Genomic DNA, 15,582 nt, shown 5'->3' on the forward strand with positions numbered 1-15,582 from the left:
TTTAACCGGACGACATCGTCCGGGCCCGGACCTGAAGACAAAACCCCAGCTCCGCTGGGGAACCCGGGCGGGTCACCGATCGTTGAGCATGTGTTCGCACAGCTCCAGCCACTGAGAGAGGATCCGACGGTGCGGGAGACAAGTAACCCGGTATTTCGTTCGCTGCCTAAGCAGAGGGGCGGGTACGCGCAATTCGGCACTGGCGCGGCCCAGGTGCAGCAGGGGTATTACCAAGCCGACCCCTATGCGGCTCCGTACCAGGAGGCCAAGGTATCGCGCCCGGTGACCATCGACGACGTCGTCACCAAGACCGGCATCACGCTGGGCGTGCTGACCGTCTCCGCGATCGTCTCCTATTTCCTGGTGGCGTCCAACGTCGCGCTGGCGATGCCGCTCACCCTGGTCGGTGCGCTCGGCGGCCTGGGGCTGGTGCTGGTGGCGACCTTCGGGCGCAAGCAGGACAGCCCGGCGATCGTGCTCAGCTACGCCGTCCTCGAGGGCCTGTTCCTCGGCGCCGTCTCCTTCGTCTTCGCCAACTTCTCGGTGTCGTCGGCCAACGCCGGCGCCCTGATCGGCGAGGCCGTCATGGGTACCTTCGGGGTGTTCTTCGGCATGCTGGTCGTCTACAAGACCGGTGCCATCCGGGTCACCCCCAAGTTCACCCGGATGGTGGTGGCCGCACTGTTCGGCGTGCTGGCCCTGATGCTCGGCAACTTCGTGCTGGCCATGTTCCATGTCGGCGGCGGCACCGGCCTGGGTCTGCGCAGCGGCGGAACGATCGCGATCATCTTCTCGCTGGTGTGCATCGGCATCGCGGCATTCAGCTTCCTGATCGACTTCGACGCGGCCGACCAGATGATCCGCGCCGGCGCGCCGGAGAAGGCGGCGTGGGGCATCGCGCTGGGCCTGACCGTGACGCTGGTCTGGCTGTACATCGAGATCCTGCGCCTGCTCAGTTATCTACAGAACGACTAGTTTTTCTGTGTTGACTCTGCGCTAGTGGCGCGCCCTACTCGCACTTTTGCGCCATAGGCGCAGAGTCAACCGCGTGTCGGTGCGGACTGCCACCATGCCGGGATGGAACTTGGTCGTCAACCGTTCATCGGCACCGAGGCGCTTGCCGCCGGGGACGTCAGCCGGCACGAGCTGCGCAAGTACTACCGCGCGATCATGCCGAACGTCTACCTCGAAAATCGGCTGGTGCCGTCGCTGCAACAGCGCGCCGTGGCGGCGTGGCTCTGGTCGCGCCGGGAGGCAGTGATAGCCGGTGCCGCGGCGTCGGCGATGCACGGCGCCAGGTGGGTCGACGACGCGGCGCCGGTCGAGTTGATCTGGCGCAATGCGAGAGCGCCGCAATGCGTCGTGACGCGCCACGCGCTGCTGTTGAGTGACGAATTCCAGACGCTCGACGGTGTTCGCGTGACGACACCCGAGCGCACCGCGTTCGACATCGGCCGGCGCGGAAGCATAGGTCGCGCCGTTGCCGACCTCGATGCGCTCGCCGCCGTCACCGACTTCAAGGTGAGAGACGTCGAGGAGCTGGCCGGCAACCATCGTCATGCGCGTGGCCTGCGTCAGTTGGAGGCAGCGCTGGCTCTAGTCGATGCGGGAGCGCAGTCTCCGAAAGAGACATGGCTACGACTGTTGTTGATCAACGCGGGCTTCCCGAGGCCGCGGACCCAGATCCCGGTACCGGGCCCCGACGGCTTCCCCCGATACTTCCTCGACATGGGCTGGGAGGACATCATGCTGGCGGCCGAATACGACGGCGAGCAACATTGGACCGATCCGGCGCAGTTCGCCCAGGACGTCGAGCGGCAGGAATACCTGGCCAAGGTCGGCTGGACCGTCATCAGGGTGGTCTCGCGGCACCGACCCCACGACGTGATTCGCCGAGTTCGGCAGGCCTGGGGTGCCCGGATCACGCGTTGACTCTGCGCTGGTGGCGCACCCTACTCGCACTCTTGCGCCGTGAACGCAGAGTCAACGCAGCGATCGGTCAGCTCAGCCGCTCGATCACCATCGCCATGCCCTGGCCGCCGCCGACGCACATGGTCTCCAGGCCGAACGTCTTGTCGTGCGTCTGCAGGTTGTTCAGCAGCGTGGTGGCGATGCGAGCGCCGGTCATGCCGAACGGGTGGCCCAGCGCGATCGCCCCGCCCGACACGTTCAACTTGTCCTCGTCGATGCCCAGCTCGCGGGCCGAGCCGAGCACCTGCACCGCGAAAGCCTCGTTGATCTCGACCAGGTCGATGTCGCCGATCGACATGCCGGCGCGCTCCAGCGCCCTCTTGCACGCCTCGATCGGGCCCAGGCCCATGATCTCCGGCGACAGGCCGCTGACGCCGGTGGACACGATCCGCGCCAGCGGCGTGAGGCCCAGCTCCTTGGCCTTTTTGTCGCTGGTGATCACCAACGCGGCCGCGCCGTCGTTGAGCGGGCAGGCGTTGCCCGCGGTGACCGTGCCGTTGGGGCGAAACACCGGTTTGAGCTCGCTGACCTTCTCGTAGGTGGTGCCCGGGCGCGGGCCGTCGTCGGTGGAGACCGTGCTGCCGTCGGGCAGGGTCACCGGGGTGATCTCGCGCTCGAAGAACCCGTTCTTGATGGCCTCCTCGGCCCGGTTCTGGCTGCGCACGCCCCAGTGGTCCTGGTCTTCGCGGCTGATGCCGGTGAGTATCGCGACGTTTTCGGCCGTCTGGCCCATCGCGATGTAGACGTCGGGCAGCTTCCCATCGGCGCGGGGGTCGTGCCATTCGTCGGCGCCCGCGGCCGCGGCCGCCGATCGCTCCTGGGCCTCGTCGAAAAGCGGATTCTTGGTGTCCGGCCAGGAGTCGGAGTTGCCCTTGCCGAACCGCGACACCGTCTCCACTCCCGCGGAGATGAACGCGTCGCCCTCGCCGGCCTTGATCGCGTGGAACGCCATCCGCGTCGTCTGCAGCGACGACGAGCAGTACCGGTTCACCGTGGTGCCCGGCAGGAAGTCGTAGCCCAGCTCGACGGCGACGACGCGCGCCATGTTGAAGCCGGACTCGCCGCCGGGCAGGCCGCAACCCAGGATGAGGTCGTCGATGTGGTGCGGGTTGAGCGCGGGCACCTTGTCGAGCGCGGCCCGCACCATCTGGGCGGCCAGGTCGTCGGGCCGCATGGAGACCAGCGACCCCTTCATGGCGCGGCCGATCGGCGAACGGGCAGCGGAGACTATGACGGCTTCGGGCATGACGATTCTCTCCAATGGGACGCGGGCTAGGTACGCACGGGTGCCCCGACGGGCTAGGACAAATCTAGTCGGTGCCGACCGCCGGCTACGACGACGGGGCGTGCGAACCGCGCACCGGGCGCTGCCACAGCCGCGGCATGACGCTGCGCCGGGTGTGCGCGGTGCCGAGCACCGGGGTCGGGGACGGGGCGGGGGCTGCCGGCGCGCCGACCTCCTCACCCAGCTCGTCGCAGAGCGCGACCAGCAGCGCCCGGGCCGCCAGCGCGTACGCGGCCGGCGAGGGATGGTAGCCGTCGGCGGAGAACATCAGCTCGCGCCGGGTGCGGAATTCCGGTGCCAGCAGTCGCGCCATCGGGACCGGCACGCCGCCGGCGGCCCGCACGGCAGCGGCCTGGGCCCGGGCGAGCTGCGAGGTCCGCGCGTGTGCCAGTGAGCGAAGCGGTTGCGGGATCGCGGTGATGACGCCGAGGTCCGGGCAGGTGCCGACGACCACCACCGCGCCGCGGCTGCGCAACCTACGCACCGTCGTGCCCAAGCGCTGCGCGGATTGGCTGATCCCGTTGAGCGCGGTGACGTCGTTGGCGCCCAGCATCAACACCGCCGCGTCCGGCGGCGGCCCAGCCACGAACATCGCATCGACTTGGCCCAGAACACCTTTCGAGGTCGCCCCGACGATCGCCTTGGTGCTCAACCTGATCCGCTTGCCGGTCTGCTCGGCCAGCCCCCGCGCGATCAGCACGCCGGGCACTTCTTCGGCGCTCGTGCAGCCGTACCCGGTGGCCGTCGAGTCCCCGAAGATCATCAGGTGCAGATCCGCGTGCACGCCGCGGTGCCAGCGTTCCACCGGCCCGCCGCCCGGGCCGTAGACGCCGTCGGCGCGGGGCGGGGTGTCCCACGCCTTCGGGATGACGGTGCGCGCGTGCGTCGCCTGGCCGACGAGCAGGTTGCGAGCGCCCAGGTACGCCGTACCTGTCGAGGCGAGTGCACCCGCTGTGGCCAGGGCGATCGTCGAGCGACGCGGCACCCGGATGGTCACACAATCAGTTTAGGTCGGCTTCCGTGTTTGCGCGGGCGGCTGACAAACAATGTGATCACGTTGTGAATCACATGTGGTATCAAATCAGACTCGTCAAATGTTGCACCGGAAAAAGCCTGTCAAGCTAAATTTAGCGAGTTGGCTGAACGACTCGGCGAACAGAGATGAACCGGACGCTTGGCCGCCTCGTCACATGCTGTATCGGACTACAACGGCGTAGGAAGTGTTGAGCATGACCGCACCGAGCAAGGTATCCGGTTCCGCCCCGAGAGCGATTTGCACACACGACGTCCTCCGGGCACGTAGAGTTGAAGCACGCAAGTTCGCGATCAGCGACGGGGCGCCGGTCGAGGTCCTCGAGTCGGGGCCGAGCGTTGCTGCGCGGCTTACCAACCTGGCGTCGAGGTTGACGATCCGGCCGATCCTGGCCGCAGGGAGCCACGCCCCGAACCTGCCCTGGCCATGGGGCCTCATCGACTTCGCCTCCCGGGTCGTGCTTCCCGTCACAGCCACGGTCCGACAGACCGTGAACTTGCCAAATGCCTCGGCCCAGTTGGTGCGTGCCCCCGGCGTGCTGCCCGCGGACGGCACCCGACGGATGGTCCTCTACTTCCACGGCGGCGCGTTTTTGACCTGTGGAGCAAACTCGCACGGACGGCTCGTCGAATCGATTTCGAACTTTGCTGATTCGCCCGTCATGATCGTCAACTATCGGCTGCTGCCCAAGCATTCGGTCGGGATGGCGCTCGGCGACTGCCATGACGCCTACCAATGGGTGCGCCACCGCGGGTACGAGCCCGACCAGATCGTGCTCGCCGGCGACTCCGCGGGCGGGTATCTGGCGCTCGCGCTCGCGCAGCTGCTCCAGGAGGAGGGCGAGGAACCGGCGGCGCTGGTGGCGATCTCGCCACTGCTGCAGCTAGCAAAGGAATACAAGCAGGCGCACCCCAACATCAAGACCGACGCGATGTTCCCGCCGCAGGTGTTCGACGCGCTCGTCGCATTGGTTGCTGGGGCGGCCGAAAAGAACAAAGTCGACGGCAAGCCGGAAGAGATTTACGAGCCGTTGGAGCACATCAAACCGGGCCTGCCGCGGACGCTGATTCACGTGTCCGGCTCCGAGGTGCTCCTGCACGACGCGCAGTTGGCGGCGACCAGGCTGGCGGCCGTCGGCGTGCCGGCGGAGGTGCGGGTGTGGCCCGGACAGATTCACGACTTCCAGCTGGCCGCGCCGCTGGTGCCGGAGGCGATCCGCTCGCTGCGCCAGATCGGCGACTACATCCGCGAAGCCACCGGCTGACGCCGCGCCCGGCGCCGGTCGGCGCGGGTGTGCGTCGCCGGAAACCGCCTGAGACGATGAACGCATGCGAATCGCGCAGCACATCAGCGACCTCATCGGCGGCACGCCGCTGGTCCGGCTGAACTCCGTCGTCCCCCCCGGCGCCGGCACCGTCGTCGCAAAGGTCGAATACCTCAACCCCGGCGGCAGCTCCAAGGACCGGATCGCGGTGAAGATGATCGACGCCGCGGAGGCCGCCGGGCTGCTCAGGCCGGGCGGCACGATCGTCGAACCCACCTCGGGCAACACCGGCGTCGGCCTCGCCCTGGTCGCCCAACACCGCGGCTACAAGTGCGTATTCGTCTGCCCGGACAAGGTCAGCGAGGACAAGCGCAACGTGCTGCTCGCCTACGGCGCCGACGTGGTCGTGTGCCCGACGGCCGTGCCGCCCGATCACCCGGACAGCTACTACAGCGTCTCCGACCGGCTGGTGAAAGAGATCGACGGCGCCTGGAAGCCCGACCAGTACGCCAACCCGGAGGGCCCGGCCAGCCACTACGAGACCACCGGCCCGGAGGTCTGGGCCGACACCGACGGCAAGGTCACCCACTTCGTCGCCGGCATCGGCACCGGCGGGACCATCACCGGCGCGGGCCGCTACCTCAAGGAGGTGTCCGGTGGACGGGTGCGCATCGTCGGCGCCGACCCCGAGGGCTCGGTGTATTCCGGCGGCAGCGGCCGGCCCTACCTGGTCGAGGGGGTCGGCGAGGACTTCTGGCCGGCGGCCTACGACCCGACGGTGCCCGACCAGATCATCGCGGTCTCCGACTCCGACTCGTTCAACATGACCCGGCGGCTGGCCCGGGAGGAGGCGATGCTGGTGGGCGGCTCGTGCGGGATGGCGGTGGTGGCCGCGGTGAAGGTGGCCGAGGAGGCCGGGCCCGACGCGTTGGTCGTCGTCCTGCTGCCCGACGGCGGTCGCGGCTACATGTCGAAGATCTTCAACGACGCGTGGATGTCGTCGTACGGATTCCTGCGCAGCCGCCTCGACGGCTCGACCGAGCAGCCGACCGTCGGCGACGTGTTGCGCGGAAAGTCCGGCGCGCTACCGGATTTGGTGCACACCCACCCGTCCGAGACGATCCGCGACGCCATCGGCATCCTGCGCGAGTACGGGGTCTCCCAGATGCCGGTCGTCGGCGCCGAGCCGCCGGTGATGGCCGGCGAGGTCGCCGGCAGTGTCTCCGAACGCGAACTGCTCTCGGCCGTCTTCGAGGGGCGCGCCAAATTGGCCGACGCCGTCTCCGAGCACATGAGCCCGCCGCTGCGGATGATCGGCGCCGGCGAGTCGGTGACTGCGGCCGGCAAGGCGCTGCGCGAGTGGGACGCGTTGATGGTGGTGGAGCAGGGCAAACCGGTGGGCGTGATCACCCGGTACGACTTGCTGGGATTCCTGTCGGAGCCACCGCGACACTAGCGCGCGCCGCCTCGTCGCGACGCCGATCGGCGCGTTGCGCAAGTCTCGCCCGGGCGGCCCGCGCTCGGGTACTGTAATCCCGCCTGGTTCAGCGCAAACCGGAGTGGAGGTAGCCCATGACCGATCAACCGCCCGGCGGATTCCAGCCGCCGCCTCCACCGCCAGGCGGGTTCCAGCCACCTCCGCCGCCACCGCCACCCGGCGGTGGTTCCTATCCCCCGCCCCCGCCGCCTTCGGGTGGCTACGCGCCGCCGCCGCCCGGACCGGCGATCCGTGCGCTGCCGACCGAGGCCTACACGCCGTGGCCCACCAGGGTGCTGGCCTTCCTCATCGACAACGTCCCGATCGCGGTCGTCTACGGCATCGCGTGGGTGATCGCGGTGCTCACCCGGCAGTCGTCCTGCGTGTCGAACATCAGCCAGTACGACGTCAGCCAGTACTGCTACACGCAGCAATCGATGTTCGGCCTACTCGTGCAGGGGCTGGCGTGGCTGGCGATACTCGCCTACGGCGTCTGGAACTACGGCTACCGCCAGGGCACCACCGGGTCGAGCCTCGGCAAGTCCGTGATGAAGGTCAAGGTGGTCAGCGAGGTCACCGGGCAGCCCCTCGGTTTCGGGATGTCGCTCGTGCGCCAACTCGCCCATTTCGTCGACGCGGTCATCTGCTACATCGGTTTCCTGTTTCCGCTGTGGGACGCCAAGCGGCAGACGCTGGCCGACAAGATCATGACGACGGTGGTGCTGCCGATTGAACAGTGACGGCGCCGTGCGGCGGCGAACTGGCCGCCGCGGACGTCGTTAGGCTGATCGTCGATGAGCGACGACGATAAGGCAGACCGCGGAATCAGCGGCCTGGCCACCAAGGCCATCCACGCCGGCTACCGCCCGGACCCCGCGACCGGGGCGGTGAACGCCCCGATCTATGCCAGCAGCACGTTCGCCCAGGACGGCGTCGGGGGACTGCGCGGCGGATTCGAATACGCGCGCACCGGCAACCCGACCAGGTCGGCGCTGGAAACCTCGCTGGCCGCCGTCGAGGACGGCGCCTTCGCGCGGGCGTTCAGCTCCGGGATGGCCGCCACCGACTGCGCCCTGCGGGCGATGCTGCGGCCCGGCGATCACGTCGTCATCCCGAACGACGCCTACGGCGGCACATTCCGGCTGATCGACAAGGTCTTCACGCAGTGGAACGTCGGGTACACGCCGGTGGCGCTTTCCGACCTGGACGCCGTGCGCGACGCGATCACACCGCGGACCCGGCTGGTCTGGGTCGAGACGCCGACCAACCCGCTGCTGTCCATCGCCGATATCGCCGCCATCGCCGAAATCGGCCGACAGCATTCGGCAAAGGTGTTGGTGGACAACACGTTTGCGTCGCCCGCGCTGCAGCAGCCGTTGACGCTGGGCGCCGACGTGGTGCTGCACTCGACCACCAAATACATCGGCGGCCACTCCGACGTGGTGGGCGGGGCGCTGATCACCGGCGACGACGAGCTGGACGACGCGTTCGGTTTCCTGCAGAACGGGGCCGGCGCGGTGCCCGGCCCGTTCGACGCCTACCTGACGATGCGCGGCCTGAAGACCCTGGTGCTGCGGATGCAGCGGCACGGCGAAAACGCCTCTGCCGTAGCGGAATTCCTCGCCGGGCATCCCGCGGTGAGCGTGGTGCTGTATCCGGGTCTGCCCACCCACCCCGGCCATGAGATCGCGGCGCGCCAGATGCGTGGCTTCGGCGGCATGGTCTCGGTGCGCATGCGGGGCGGCCGAGCGGCCGCCGAAAGTCTGTGCGCCGGCACCAAGGTGTTCATCCTGGCCGAATCGCTGGGCGGGGTGGAGTCGCTGATCGAGTACCCCAGCGCCATGACGCACGCGTCGACGGTCGGCTCACAGCTGGAGGTGCCCGACGACCTGGTGCGGCTTTCGGTGGGCATCGAGGACGTCGCCGACCTGTTGGCCGATCTCGAGCAGGCCCTCGCCTAGCTACCGCGAGCAGACGCAAAAGCACCCGACACGCCGGGCGTTTGGGTGCTTTTGCGTCTGCTCGCGGTGGGGAGCCCGCCCCTAGGAGTGGTAGGGCTCCGCGCTGACCAGCGTGACCTCGACGGTGTTGCCGTTGGGCACCGTGTAGCGGCGGGTCTCGCCCACCTTGGCGTCGATCAGTGCGCCACCCAGCGGTGAGTTGGGCGAGTACACCTCGAGCTTGCCCTCGTTGACACCCTCCTGGCGGGTGGCGATCAGGAAGGTCTCGGTGTCGGACTTGTCGCCGTTGTAGTAGACCTTGACCACCGATCCGGGCAGCGCGACGCCGGACTGCTTGGGCGCCTCGCCGACCTTGGCGTTGTTGAGCAGGTCCTGCAGCTGACGGATGCGCGCCTCCTGCTGCCCCTGCTCCTCGCGGGCGGCGTGGTAGCCGCCGTTCTCGCGGAGGTCGCCCTCCTCGCGCCGGTCGTTGATTTCCGCGGCGATGACGGGGCGATTGGCGATCAGCTGATCGAGCTCCGCCTTGAGCCGGTCATGCGATTCCTGGGTCAGCCAGGTCACCTGGGTGTCCGTCATCTCCTGGTGCTCCTCGTCTTATCGGTTCCGCGTATCCGCGTAAGCTTCGACAGCCCCGCTGTCGGGGTGTCCGGGTCCGACCCCGGGTGCTCGGCGCCGTTCTGCTCACGGCCTCTAAGCAGCAATACACGGTCCCAGCAGGAACCGTGCATTCATCCATGTTACCACTGCGGAAACGGCCGATGGCCACATATTCGCAGTTCTCTATCGTCGGTCGGGCGGCCGCAAATAGCCGGGCACGTCGGTGCCGCAGCCGTAGATGTCGGCCATCGCCGGCGGCTGGGAGGACTTCACCGTCGTCGTCACCTGCACGGTGGCCTGGCCCGACGGCGGGACCAGCACCTCCCGCCTGCCCGTCTCGCTGCCGTCCTTGGCGCGCACCCGCACGATGCAGTCCACCGGCCGCGACGGGTCGGATCGCGTCACGCTGATCGTCACCGACGCCGTCTCGTCGTCGATCACCGCGTAGCCGGCCAGCGAGCCGGACACGTCGCTGGTGCCGAGCCGCCGGTAGCCGATGACGGCGATCACCAGGCCGGCCGCGACGGCCAGCACGGCCACGGCGACGACGAGCCAGCGCCGCGGCACGCGGGGCAGCCGCGACCGCCCGTAGCGGGACTCGGGACGAGCGATGGGGGTTTCGGTCATGGGTGGGTATGCCTGGGCTGAGCGACTGCCGGACCTCGGCCGACACGATCGGCAGCTGGAATTATAGGGTCGAAACCGGGCGTCCAGCAGACCGACAAGGGGGCATGTGAGCGAACTGCGGTTGATGGCGGTGCACGCCCACCCCGACGACGAGTCCAGCAAGGGTGCGGCCACCCTTGCCCGGTACGCCGACGAAGGCCATCGGGTGCTCGTGGTGACGCTGACCGGGGGCGAACGCGGCGACATCCTCAACCCCGCGATGGACCTGCCCGACGTGCACGGGCACATGGCCGAGATCCGGCGCGACGAGATGGCCAAGGCCGCCGAGATTCTCGGCGTGGAGCACACCTGGCTGGGTTTTGTCGACTCGGGGTTGCCCAAGGGCGATCCGCCGCCACCGCTGCCCCAGGACTGCTTCGCGCTGGTCCCGCTGGAGGTGTCCACCGAGGCGCTGGTGCGGGTGGTCCGCGAGTTCCGGCCGCACGTGATGACCACCTACGACGAGAACGGCGGCTACCCGCACCCGGATCACATTGCCTGCCACAATGTTTCGATCGCCGCCTACGAGGCGGCCGGCGACCACGCGCGTTTCCCGGACGCCGGCGAGCCGTGGAACGTGTCCAAGCTGTACTACATCCACGGCTTCCTGCGCCAGCGAATGCAGCTGCTGCAGGACGAGTTCGCCAAGCGTGGCGAGGAGGGCCCGTTCGGCAAGTGGCTCGAGCACTGGAAACCCGAGCACGATCCGTTCGAGTCTCGGGTGACGACGCGCGTGGAGTGTTCGAAGTACTTCAGCCAGCGCGACGACGCGCTGCGCGCTCACGCCACCCAGATCGACCCGAACGCCGAGTTCTTCGCCGCCCCGATCGAATGGCAGCAGCGGCTTTGGCCGACCGAGGAATTCGAGTTGGCACGCTCGCGGGTGCCCGTCCGGCTGCCCGAGGACGACCTGTTCGCCGGAATCGAGAACGACGGATGAGCAGCGCCTTGCTCGCGGTGATCGCCGACGGCACGCCACACAACCACGGCCCGGACTTCGGCAAGGCCAGCCCGCTGGGGCTGCTGGTTGTGGTGCTGCTGCTGATCGCCACGCTGTTGCTGCTGCGATCGATGAACCGGCAACTGAAGAAGGTCCCCAAAACGTTCGACCCCGAACACCCCGAGCCCGATCAGGCCGCCGACGAGGGCACCGACACCGTCGGCGAGGCGCCGGATCAAGCACCGGAGCAACCGCCCGGGCAGGGTGGCGGATCGGCACCGCCAGGGCCCGGCGATGAGCCCGGCTGACAACTCCGGGACGAACACCCTCGGGTTGGCCACCAGCCCGTATCTGCGCCAGCACGCCGACAACCCGGTGCATTGGCAGCAGTGGGGGCCGCAAGCGCTGGCGGAGGCGGCGGCGCGCGACGTGCCGATCCTGCTGTCCGTCGGCTACGCCGCGTGCCATTGGTGCCATGTCATGGCCCACGAGTCGTTCGAGGACGACGAGGTGGCCGCGGTGATGAACGCGGGATTCGTGTGCGTCAAGGTGGACCGCGAGGAACGGCCGGATATCGACGCGGTCTACATGAACGCCACCGTCGCGCTCACCGGTCAGGGTGGCTGGCCGATGACGTGCTTCCTGACACCGGACGGCCGCCCCTTCTTCTGCGGCACGTACTACCCGAAAGTCAGCTTCCTGCAACTCCTTTCGGCCGTGTCCGAGACGTGGCGCAGCCGCCGCGGCGAGGTCGACGAGGCGTCGGAACACATCGCCGGCGAGCTGCGCAAGATGGCCGAGGGGCTCCCAGGGGTGCCCGGCGGGGGCCCGAACGTCGCGCCCTCGCTGTGCGACGATGCCGTCGCGGCGGTGCTGGCCGACCAGGACACGGTGCACGGGGGCTTCGGCGGCGCGCCCAAGTTCCCGCCGTCGGCGATCCTCGAGGCGCTGCTGCGCCATTACGAGCGCACCGGCTCAGCGGCGGCGCTCCAGGCGGTGTCGCGCACCGGCAACGCGATGGCCCGCGGCGGCATCTACGACCAGCTGGCCGGCGGCTTCGCCCGGTACAGCGTCGACAACGCCTGGGTGGTACCGCATTTCGAGAAGATGCTGTACGACAACGCGCTGCTGCTGCGGGCATACGCGCACTGGGCGCGGCGCACCGGGGATCCGTTGGCCCGCCGGGTCGCCGCGCAGACGGCGCGGTTCCTGCTCGACGAGCTCGCCGACGGCGCCATGTTCACCTCGTCGCTGGACGCCGACGCCGCCGGGCGCGAGGGCTCGACCTATGTGTGGACGCCGGAGCAGCTGACCGAGGTGCTCGGCGCCGACGACGGGCGTTGGGCCGCAGAGGTTTTCGCGGTCACCCGATCCGGAACGTTCGAACACGGGGCGTCGGTGCTGCAGCTGCCCGCCGATCCCGACGCACAACGGCTGGAACGCGTGCGGACCGCGCTGCTGGCCGCCCGGCTCGCCCGGCCCCAGCCGGGACGCGACGACAAGGTCGTCACGTCCTGGAACGGGTTGGCGATCACCGGGCTGGCCGAGGCCAGCGTCGCGCTGGACGAGCCCGAGTTCGCCGGCGCCGCACGGGATTGCGCCGCGGCCCTGCTGGACTTGCACGTCGTCGGCGGCCGGTTGCGGCGCGCCAGCCTCGGCGGGGTGGTCGGCGACAGCGCCGCCATCCTGGAGGACCACGCGATGCTGGCCACCGGGCTGCTCGCGCTGTACCAGCTGACCGCCGACGACGCCTGGCTGGCCGCGGCGACCGAGCTGCTCGACATCGCGCTGGCGCACTTCGCCGACCCGCAGCGGCCCGGCCGCTGGTTCGACACCGCCGACGACGCCGAACGGCTGATGCTGCGGCCCGCCGACCCGCTGGACGGCGCGACGCCGTCGGGCGCATCGAGCATCACCGAGGCGTTGCTGACCGCGGCGCACCTGGTCGACGGGGGGCGGGCGGGGCGGTACCTGAAGGCCGCGTCCGACGCGCTGAGCGCGCACTCGGTGCTGCTGGCGCGCGCACCGCGGTCGGCCGGAAATTGGCTCGCCACAGCCGAATCCGCGGTTCGCGGACCGCTACAGATCGCGGTCGCCTGCGACCCGTCCCGCTCGGCGCTGCTGGCAGATGCGCGCCGGCTCGCCCCCGGCGGGGCGATCGTGGTCGGCGGCGAGCGGGACTCGTCGGTCCTGCTCACCGGGCGGGGCCGGATGGCCGGCGCCGACGCCGCCTACGTGTGCCGCGGGCGGGTGTGCGACCTGCCGGTCACGCGGGCCGCCGAACTGGCGGCCGCCCTGGGTGTTCCCGGGCGGTAGCCCGCGGGCTACCCTGCGTGCCATGCCGAATGCCACGGACAAAACCCAAGCGATCACCGACACCGTCAACCGCTACATCGAGCTGGTCGCCAAGGGCAGCGCCGACGACCTGGTCGAGTTGTACGCCGACGACGCGACAGTCGAGGACCCCGTCGGGGGCGAGGTGCACATCGGTCGCCACGCGATCCACGGCTTCTACTCGGCGCTCGACGATGCGCAGCGGGAGTGCGAACTGGTCACGCTGCGGGTGGCCGGCAACGAGGCGGCTTTCCACTTCCGGCTCACCGTCACCGCGGGCGGGCACCGGATGGTGATCGAGCCGATCGACGTGATGGTGTTCGACGATCAAGGCAAGGTCGCCGCGATGAAGGCCTACTGGTCGGCGGCCGACGTCACCCAGCTTTAGAAGACCCAGCGTTAGAAGACGACGAACCACATCGCGATGTAGTGGCAGATCGCCGCGACCGCGGTGCAGGCGTGGAAGAACTCGTGGTAGCCGAACGTGTTCGGCCACGGGTCGGGCCAGCGCAGCGCGTACAGGATGCCGCCGATGCTGTACAGCGCGCCACCGACGAACAGCAGCACCATCGCGGCCACCCCGGCGTTGTGCAGGATCGTGCCGGTATACCACACGGCGACCCAGCCCAGCAGCAGATACAGCGGCACGCCCACCCAGCGCGGCGCCGTCGGCCAGCACATCTTCAGCAGGATCCCGGCCGCCGCGCCGCCCCACACGATGGACAGCACCGCACGCCCGGCGTCGGGCGGCATGGCCAGCAGCGCGAACGGCGTGTAGCTGCCGGCGATGAACACGAAGATCATCGAGTGATCGGCCCGCTTCATCCACGTACGCGCCGCCTCGGATTGCCAGTTGACGCGGTGGTAGGTGGCGCTGACGGTGAACATGACGATGGTGGCCGCGGTGTAGACGAACGTCGCGAGCCCGGCCTTGGTCGACCCGAGCGCCCACGACACCGCGATCAGCGACGCCCCCGCAGCGACGGCCGCCCCGGCGGAGTAGACGTGGATCCAGCCGCGGAAGCGCGGCTTGGCCAGCACCCGCGCGACGCCGTCGACCAGGTGCTGGGCGGCGTGGGCCGCGGGGCCCTGCGCTTCGGGATCGGGATGGGTGACCGTGGTGGTGTGGCCGCTCATATTGCCAAAGATAGCCGTCGACGGGCCCGGGCCGCGTCAGCCGTGCGGTGAGATTGCCGGAAATGCAACCCGGAAACTGGTGCAGCTCACAGTAGGGTGACTCTTCGTGGAGATAATCCCGCCGCGGCTCAAGGAGCCGTTGTATCGCATCTACGAGCTGCGGCTGCGGCAGGGTCTGGCCGCTTCGAAGTCCGATTTGCCCCGGCACATCGCGGTGCTGTGCGACGGCAACCGGCGATGGGCGCGCGACGCGGGCTACGACGACGTCAGCTACGGCTACCGGATGGGCGCGGCCAAGATCGCCGAGATGCTGCGCTGGTGCCAGGAGGCGGGCATCGAGATGACCACCGTCTACCTGTTGTCCACCGAAAACCTGCAGCGCAATCCCGACGAGCTGGCCGCGCTCATCGAGATCATCACCGATGTCGTCGAGGAGATCTGCGCGCCGGCCAACCGCTGGAGCGTGCGCACCGTCGGGGACCTGGAGCTGCTCGGCGACGAACCCGCCCGGCGGCTGCGGGGGGCGGTGGAGTCCACGCCGGCGGTGGCGCCGTTCCACGTCAACGTCGCCGTCGGCTACGGCGGGCGCCGCGAGATCGTCGACGCGGTGCGCGCGCTGTTGAGCAAGGAGCTCGCCAACGGCGCGACCGCCGAGGAACTCGTCGACGCGGTGACCGTCGAGGCGATCTCCGAAAACCTTTACACCTCTGGGCAACCCGACCCCGACCTGGTGATCCGCACGTCGGGCGAGCAGCGCCTGTCCGGGTTCCTGTTGTGGCAGAGCGCGTACTCGGAGATGTGGTTCTGCGAGGCGCACTGGCCCGCGTTCCGCCGCGTCGACTTCCTGCGCGCGCTGCGCGATTACAGCCAGCGCCACCGCCGCTACGGCAAGTGAGGAGTCCGGAGCCCGTGACAAA

16 protein-coding genes are annotated in these 15,582 nt (G+C 69.2%); 11 read left to right on the forward strand and 5 right to left on the reverse strand.

Annotated features, from left to right (window positions below; translation table 11 throughout):
• Positions 1 to 129: 129 nt before the first annotated feature.
• Complete coding sequence (locus OQ968_RS04020; RefSeq protein WP_324674837.1) at positions 130 to 975, forward strand: Bax inhibitor-1/YccA family protein; 846 nt, start codon at positions 130 to 132, stop codon at positions 973 to 975.
• Between the two features lie 102 nt (positions 976 to 1,077).
• On the forward strand, positions 1,078 to 1,932 hold the full coding sequence (locus OQ968_RS04025) for an endonuclease domain-containing protein (protein WP_324674839.1): 855 nt from the start codon (positions 1,078 to 1,080) through the stop codon (positions 1,930 to 1,932).
• 67 nt (positions 1,933 to 1,999) lie between these two features.
• Here OQ968_RS04025 and OQ968_RS04030 read toward each other — a convergent pair whose 3' ends face one another.
• Together OQ968_RS04030 and OQ968_RS04035 are read right to left on the reverse strand one after the other, a co-directional pair.
• The gene (locus OQ968_RS04030) at positions 2,000 to 3,217 is read right to left on the reverse strand and encodes an acetyl-CoA C-acetyltransferase (protein WP_324674841.1); all 1,218 of its coding nucleotides are present in this window, start codon (positions 3,215 to 3,217) and stop codon (positions 2,000 to 2,002) included.
• Positions 3,218 to 3,302: 85 nt separating this feature from the next.
• A complete protein-coding gene (locus OQ968_RS04035) occupies positions 3,303 to 4,241 on the reverse strand; it encodes an SGNH/GDSL hydrolase family protein (RefSeq protein ID WP_324675092.1) in 939 nt (312 codons plus the stop codon).
• A gap of 244 nt (positions 4,242 to 4,485) precedes the next feature.
• On the opposite strand from OQ968_RS04035, the gene OQ968_RS04040 reads away from it, so the two are divergent.
• From OQ968_RS04040 to OQ968_RS04055, 4 genes are all read left to right on the forward strand, one after another.
• Positions 4,486 to 5,553, forward strand: coding sequence for an alpha/beta hydrolase (locus tag OQ968_RS04040; protein WP_324674843.1), 1,068 nt, complete (start codon positions 4,486 to 4,488; stop codon positions 5,551 to 5,553).
• Positions 5,554 to 5,617: 64 nt separating this feature from the next.
• Positions 5,618 to 7,009: a cystathionine beta-synthase gene (locus OQ968_RS04045; protein ID WP_324674845.1), complete on the forward strand. Its 1,392-nt coding sequence runs from the start codon at positions 5,618 to 5,620 to the stop codon at positions 7,007 to 7,009.
• Between the two features lie 116 nt (positions 7,010 to 7,125).
• Entirely contained in the window at positions 7,126 to 7,770 is a 645-nt protein-coding gene (locus OQ968_RS04050) for an RDD family protein (protein ID WP_324674847.1), read from the forward strand.
• A 54-nt stretch (positions 7,771 to 7,824) separates the two neighbouring features.
• On the forward strand, positions 7,825 to 8,991 hold the full coding sequence (locus OQ968_RS04055) for a cystathionine gamma-synthase (RefSeq protein ID WP_324674849.1): 1,167 nt from the start codon (positions 7,825 to 7,827) through the stop codon (positions 8,989 to 8,991).
• An 81-nt stretch (positions 8,992 to 9,072) separates the two neighbouring features.
• Here OQ968_RS04055 and greA read toward each other — a convergent pair whose 3' ends face one another.
• Both greA and OQ968_RS04065 read right to left on the reverse strand, forming a co-directional pair.
• A complete protein-coding gene (gene greA / locus OQ968_RS04060) occupies positions 9,073 to 9,567 on the reverse strand; it encodes a transcription elongation factor GreA (RefSeq protein ID WP_324674851.1) in 495 nt (164 codons plus the stop codon).
• 204 nt (positions 9,568 to 9,771) lie between these two features.
• On the reverse strand, positions 9,772 to 10,215 hold the full coding sequence (locus OQ968_RS04065; RefSeq protein ID WP_324674853.1) for a DUF4307 domain-containing protein: 444 nt from the start codon (positions 10,213 to 10,215) through the stop codon (positions 9,772 to 9,774).
• 106 nt (positions 10,216 to 10,321) lie between these two features.
• Here OQ968_RS04065 and mca point away from each other — a divergent pair, with 106 nt between their 5' ends.
• From mca to OQ968_RS04085, 4 genes are read left to right on the forward strand one after another with little or no spacing between them, the layout of a single operon-like run.
• Positions 10,322 to 11,194 carry a mycothiol conjugate amidase Mca gene (mca, locus tag OQ968_RS04070; RefSeq protein ID WP_324674855.1) on the forward strand — a complete coding sequence of 291 codons (873 nt, stop codon included), beginning with the start codon at positions 10,322 to 10,324 and terminating at the stop codon, positions 11,192 to 11,194.
• Complete coding sequence (locus OQ968_RS04075) at positions 11,191 to 11,502, forward strand: hypothetical protein (RefSeq protein WP_324674857.1); 312 nt, start codon at positions 11,191 to 11,193, stop codon at positions 11,500 to 11,502. The genes mca and OQ968_RS04075 overlap by 4 nt, the downstream gene beginning before the upstream one ends.
• Entirely contained in the window at positions 11,489 to 13,510 is a 2,022-nt protein-coding gene (locus OQ968_RS04080) for a thioredoxin domain-containing protein (protein WP_324674859.1), read from the forward strand. Before OQ968_RS04075 ends, OQ968_RS04080 begins: the two co-directional genes overlap by 14 nt.
• Positions 13,511 to 13,532: 22 nt before the next feature.
• Positions 13,533 to 13,916, forward strand: coding sequence for a nuclear transport factor 2 family protein (locus tag OQ968_RS04085; RefSeq protein WP_324674861.1), 384 nt, complete (start codon positions 13,533 to 13,535; stop codon positions 13,914 to 13,916).
• An 11-nt stretch (positions 13,917 to 13,927) separates the two neighbouring features.
• Here OQ968_RS04085 and trhA read toward each other — a convergent pair whose 3' ends face one another.
• Entirely contained in the window at positions 13,928 to 14,665 is a 738-nt protein-coding gene (trhA, locus tag OQ968_RS04090; RefSeq protein ID WP_324674863.1) for a PAQR family membrane homeostasis protein TrhA, read from the reverse strand.
• A 106-nt stretch (positions 14,666 to 14,771) separates the two neighbouring features.
• Between trhA and OQ968_RS04095 the strand changes: the two genes are divergently transcribed.
• Positions 14,772 to 15,560, forward strand: a complete 789-nt coding sequence (locus OQ968_RS04095) for a (2Z,6E)-farnesyl diphosphate synthase (protein WP_324674865.1) — start codon at positions 14,772 to 14,774, stop codon at positions 15,558 to 15,560.
• The last annotated feature ends 22 nt before the right edge of the window (positions 15,561 to 15,582 follow it).

Source organism: Mycobacterium sp. 663a-19 (assembly GCF_035616495.1).
Taxonomy (GTDB): Bacteria; Actinomycetota; Actinomycetes; order Mycobacteriales; family Mycobacteriaceae; genus Mycobacterium.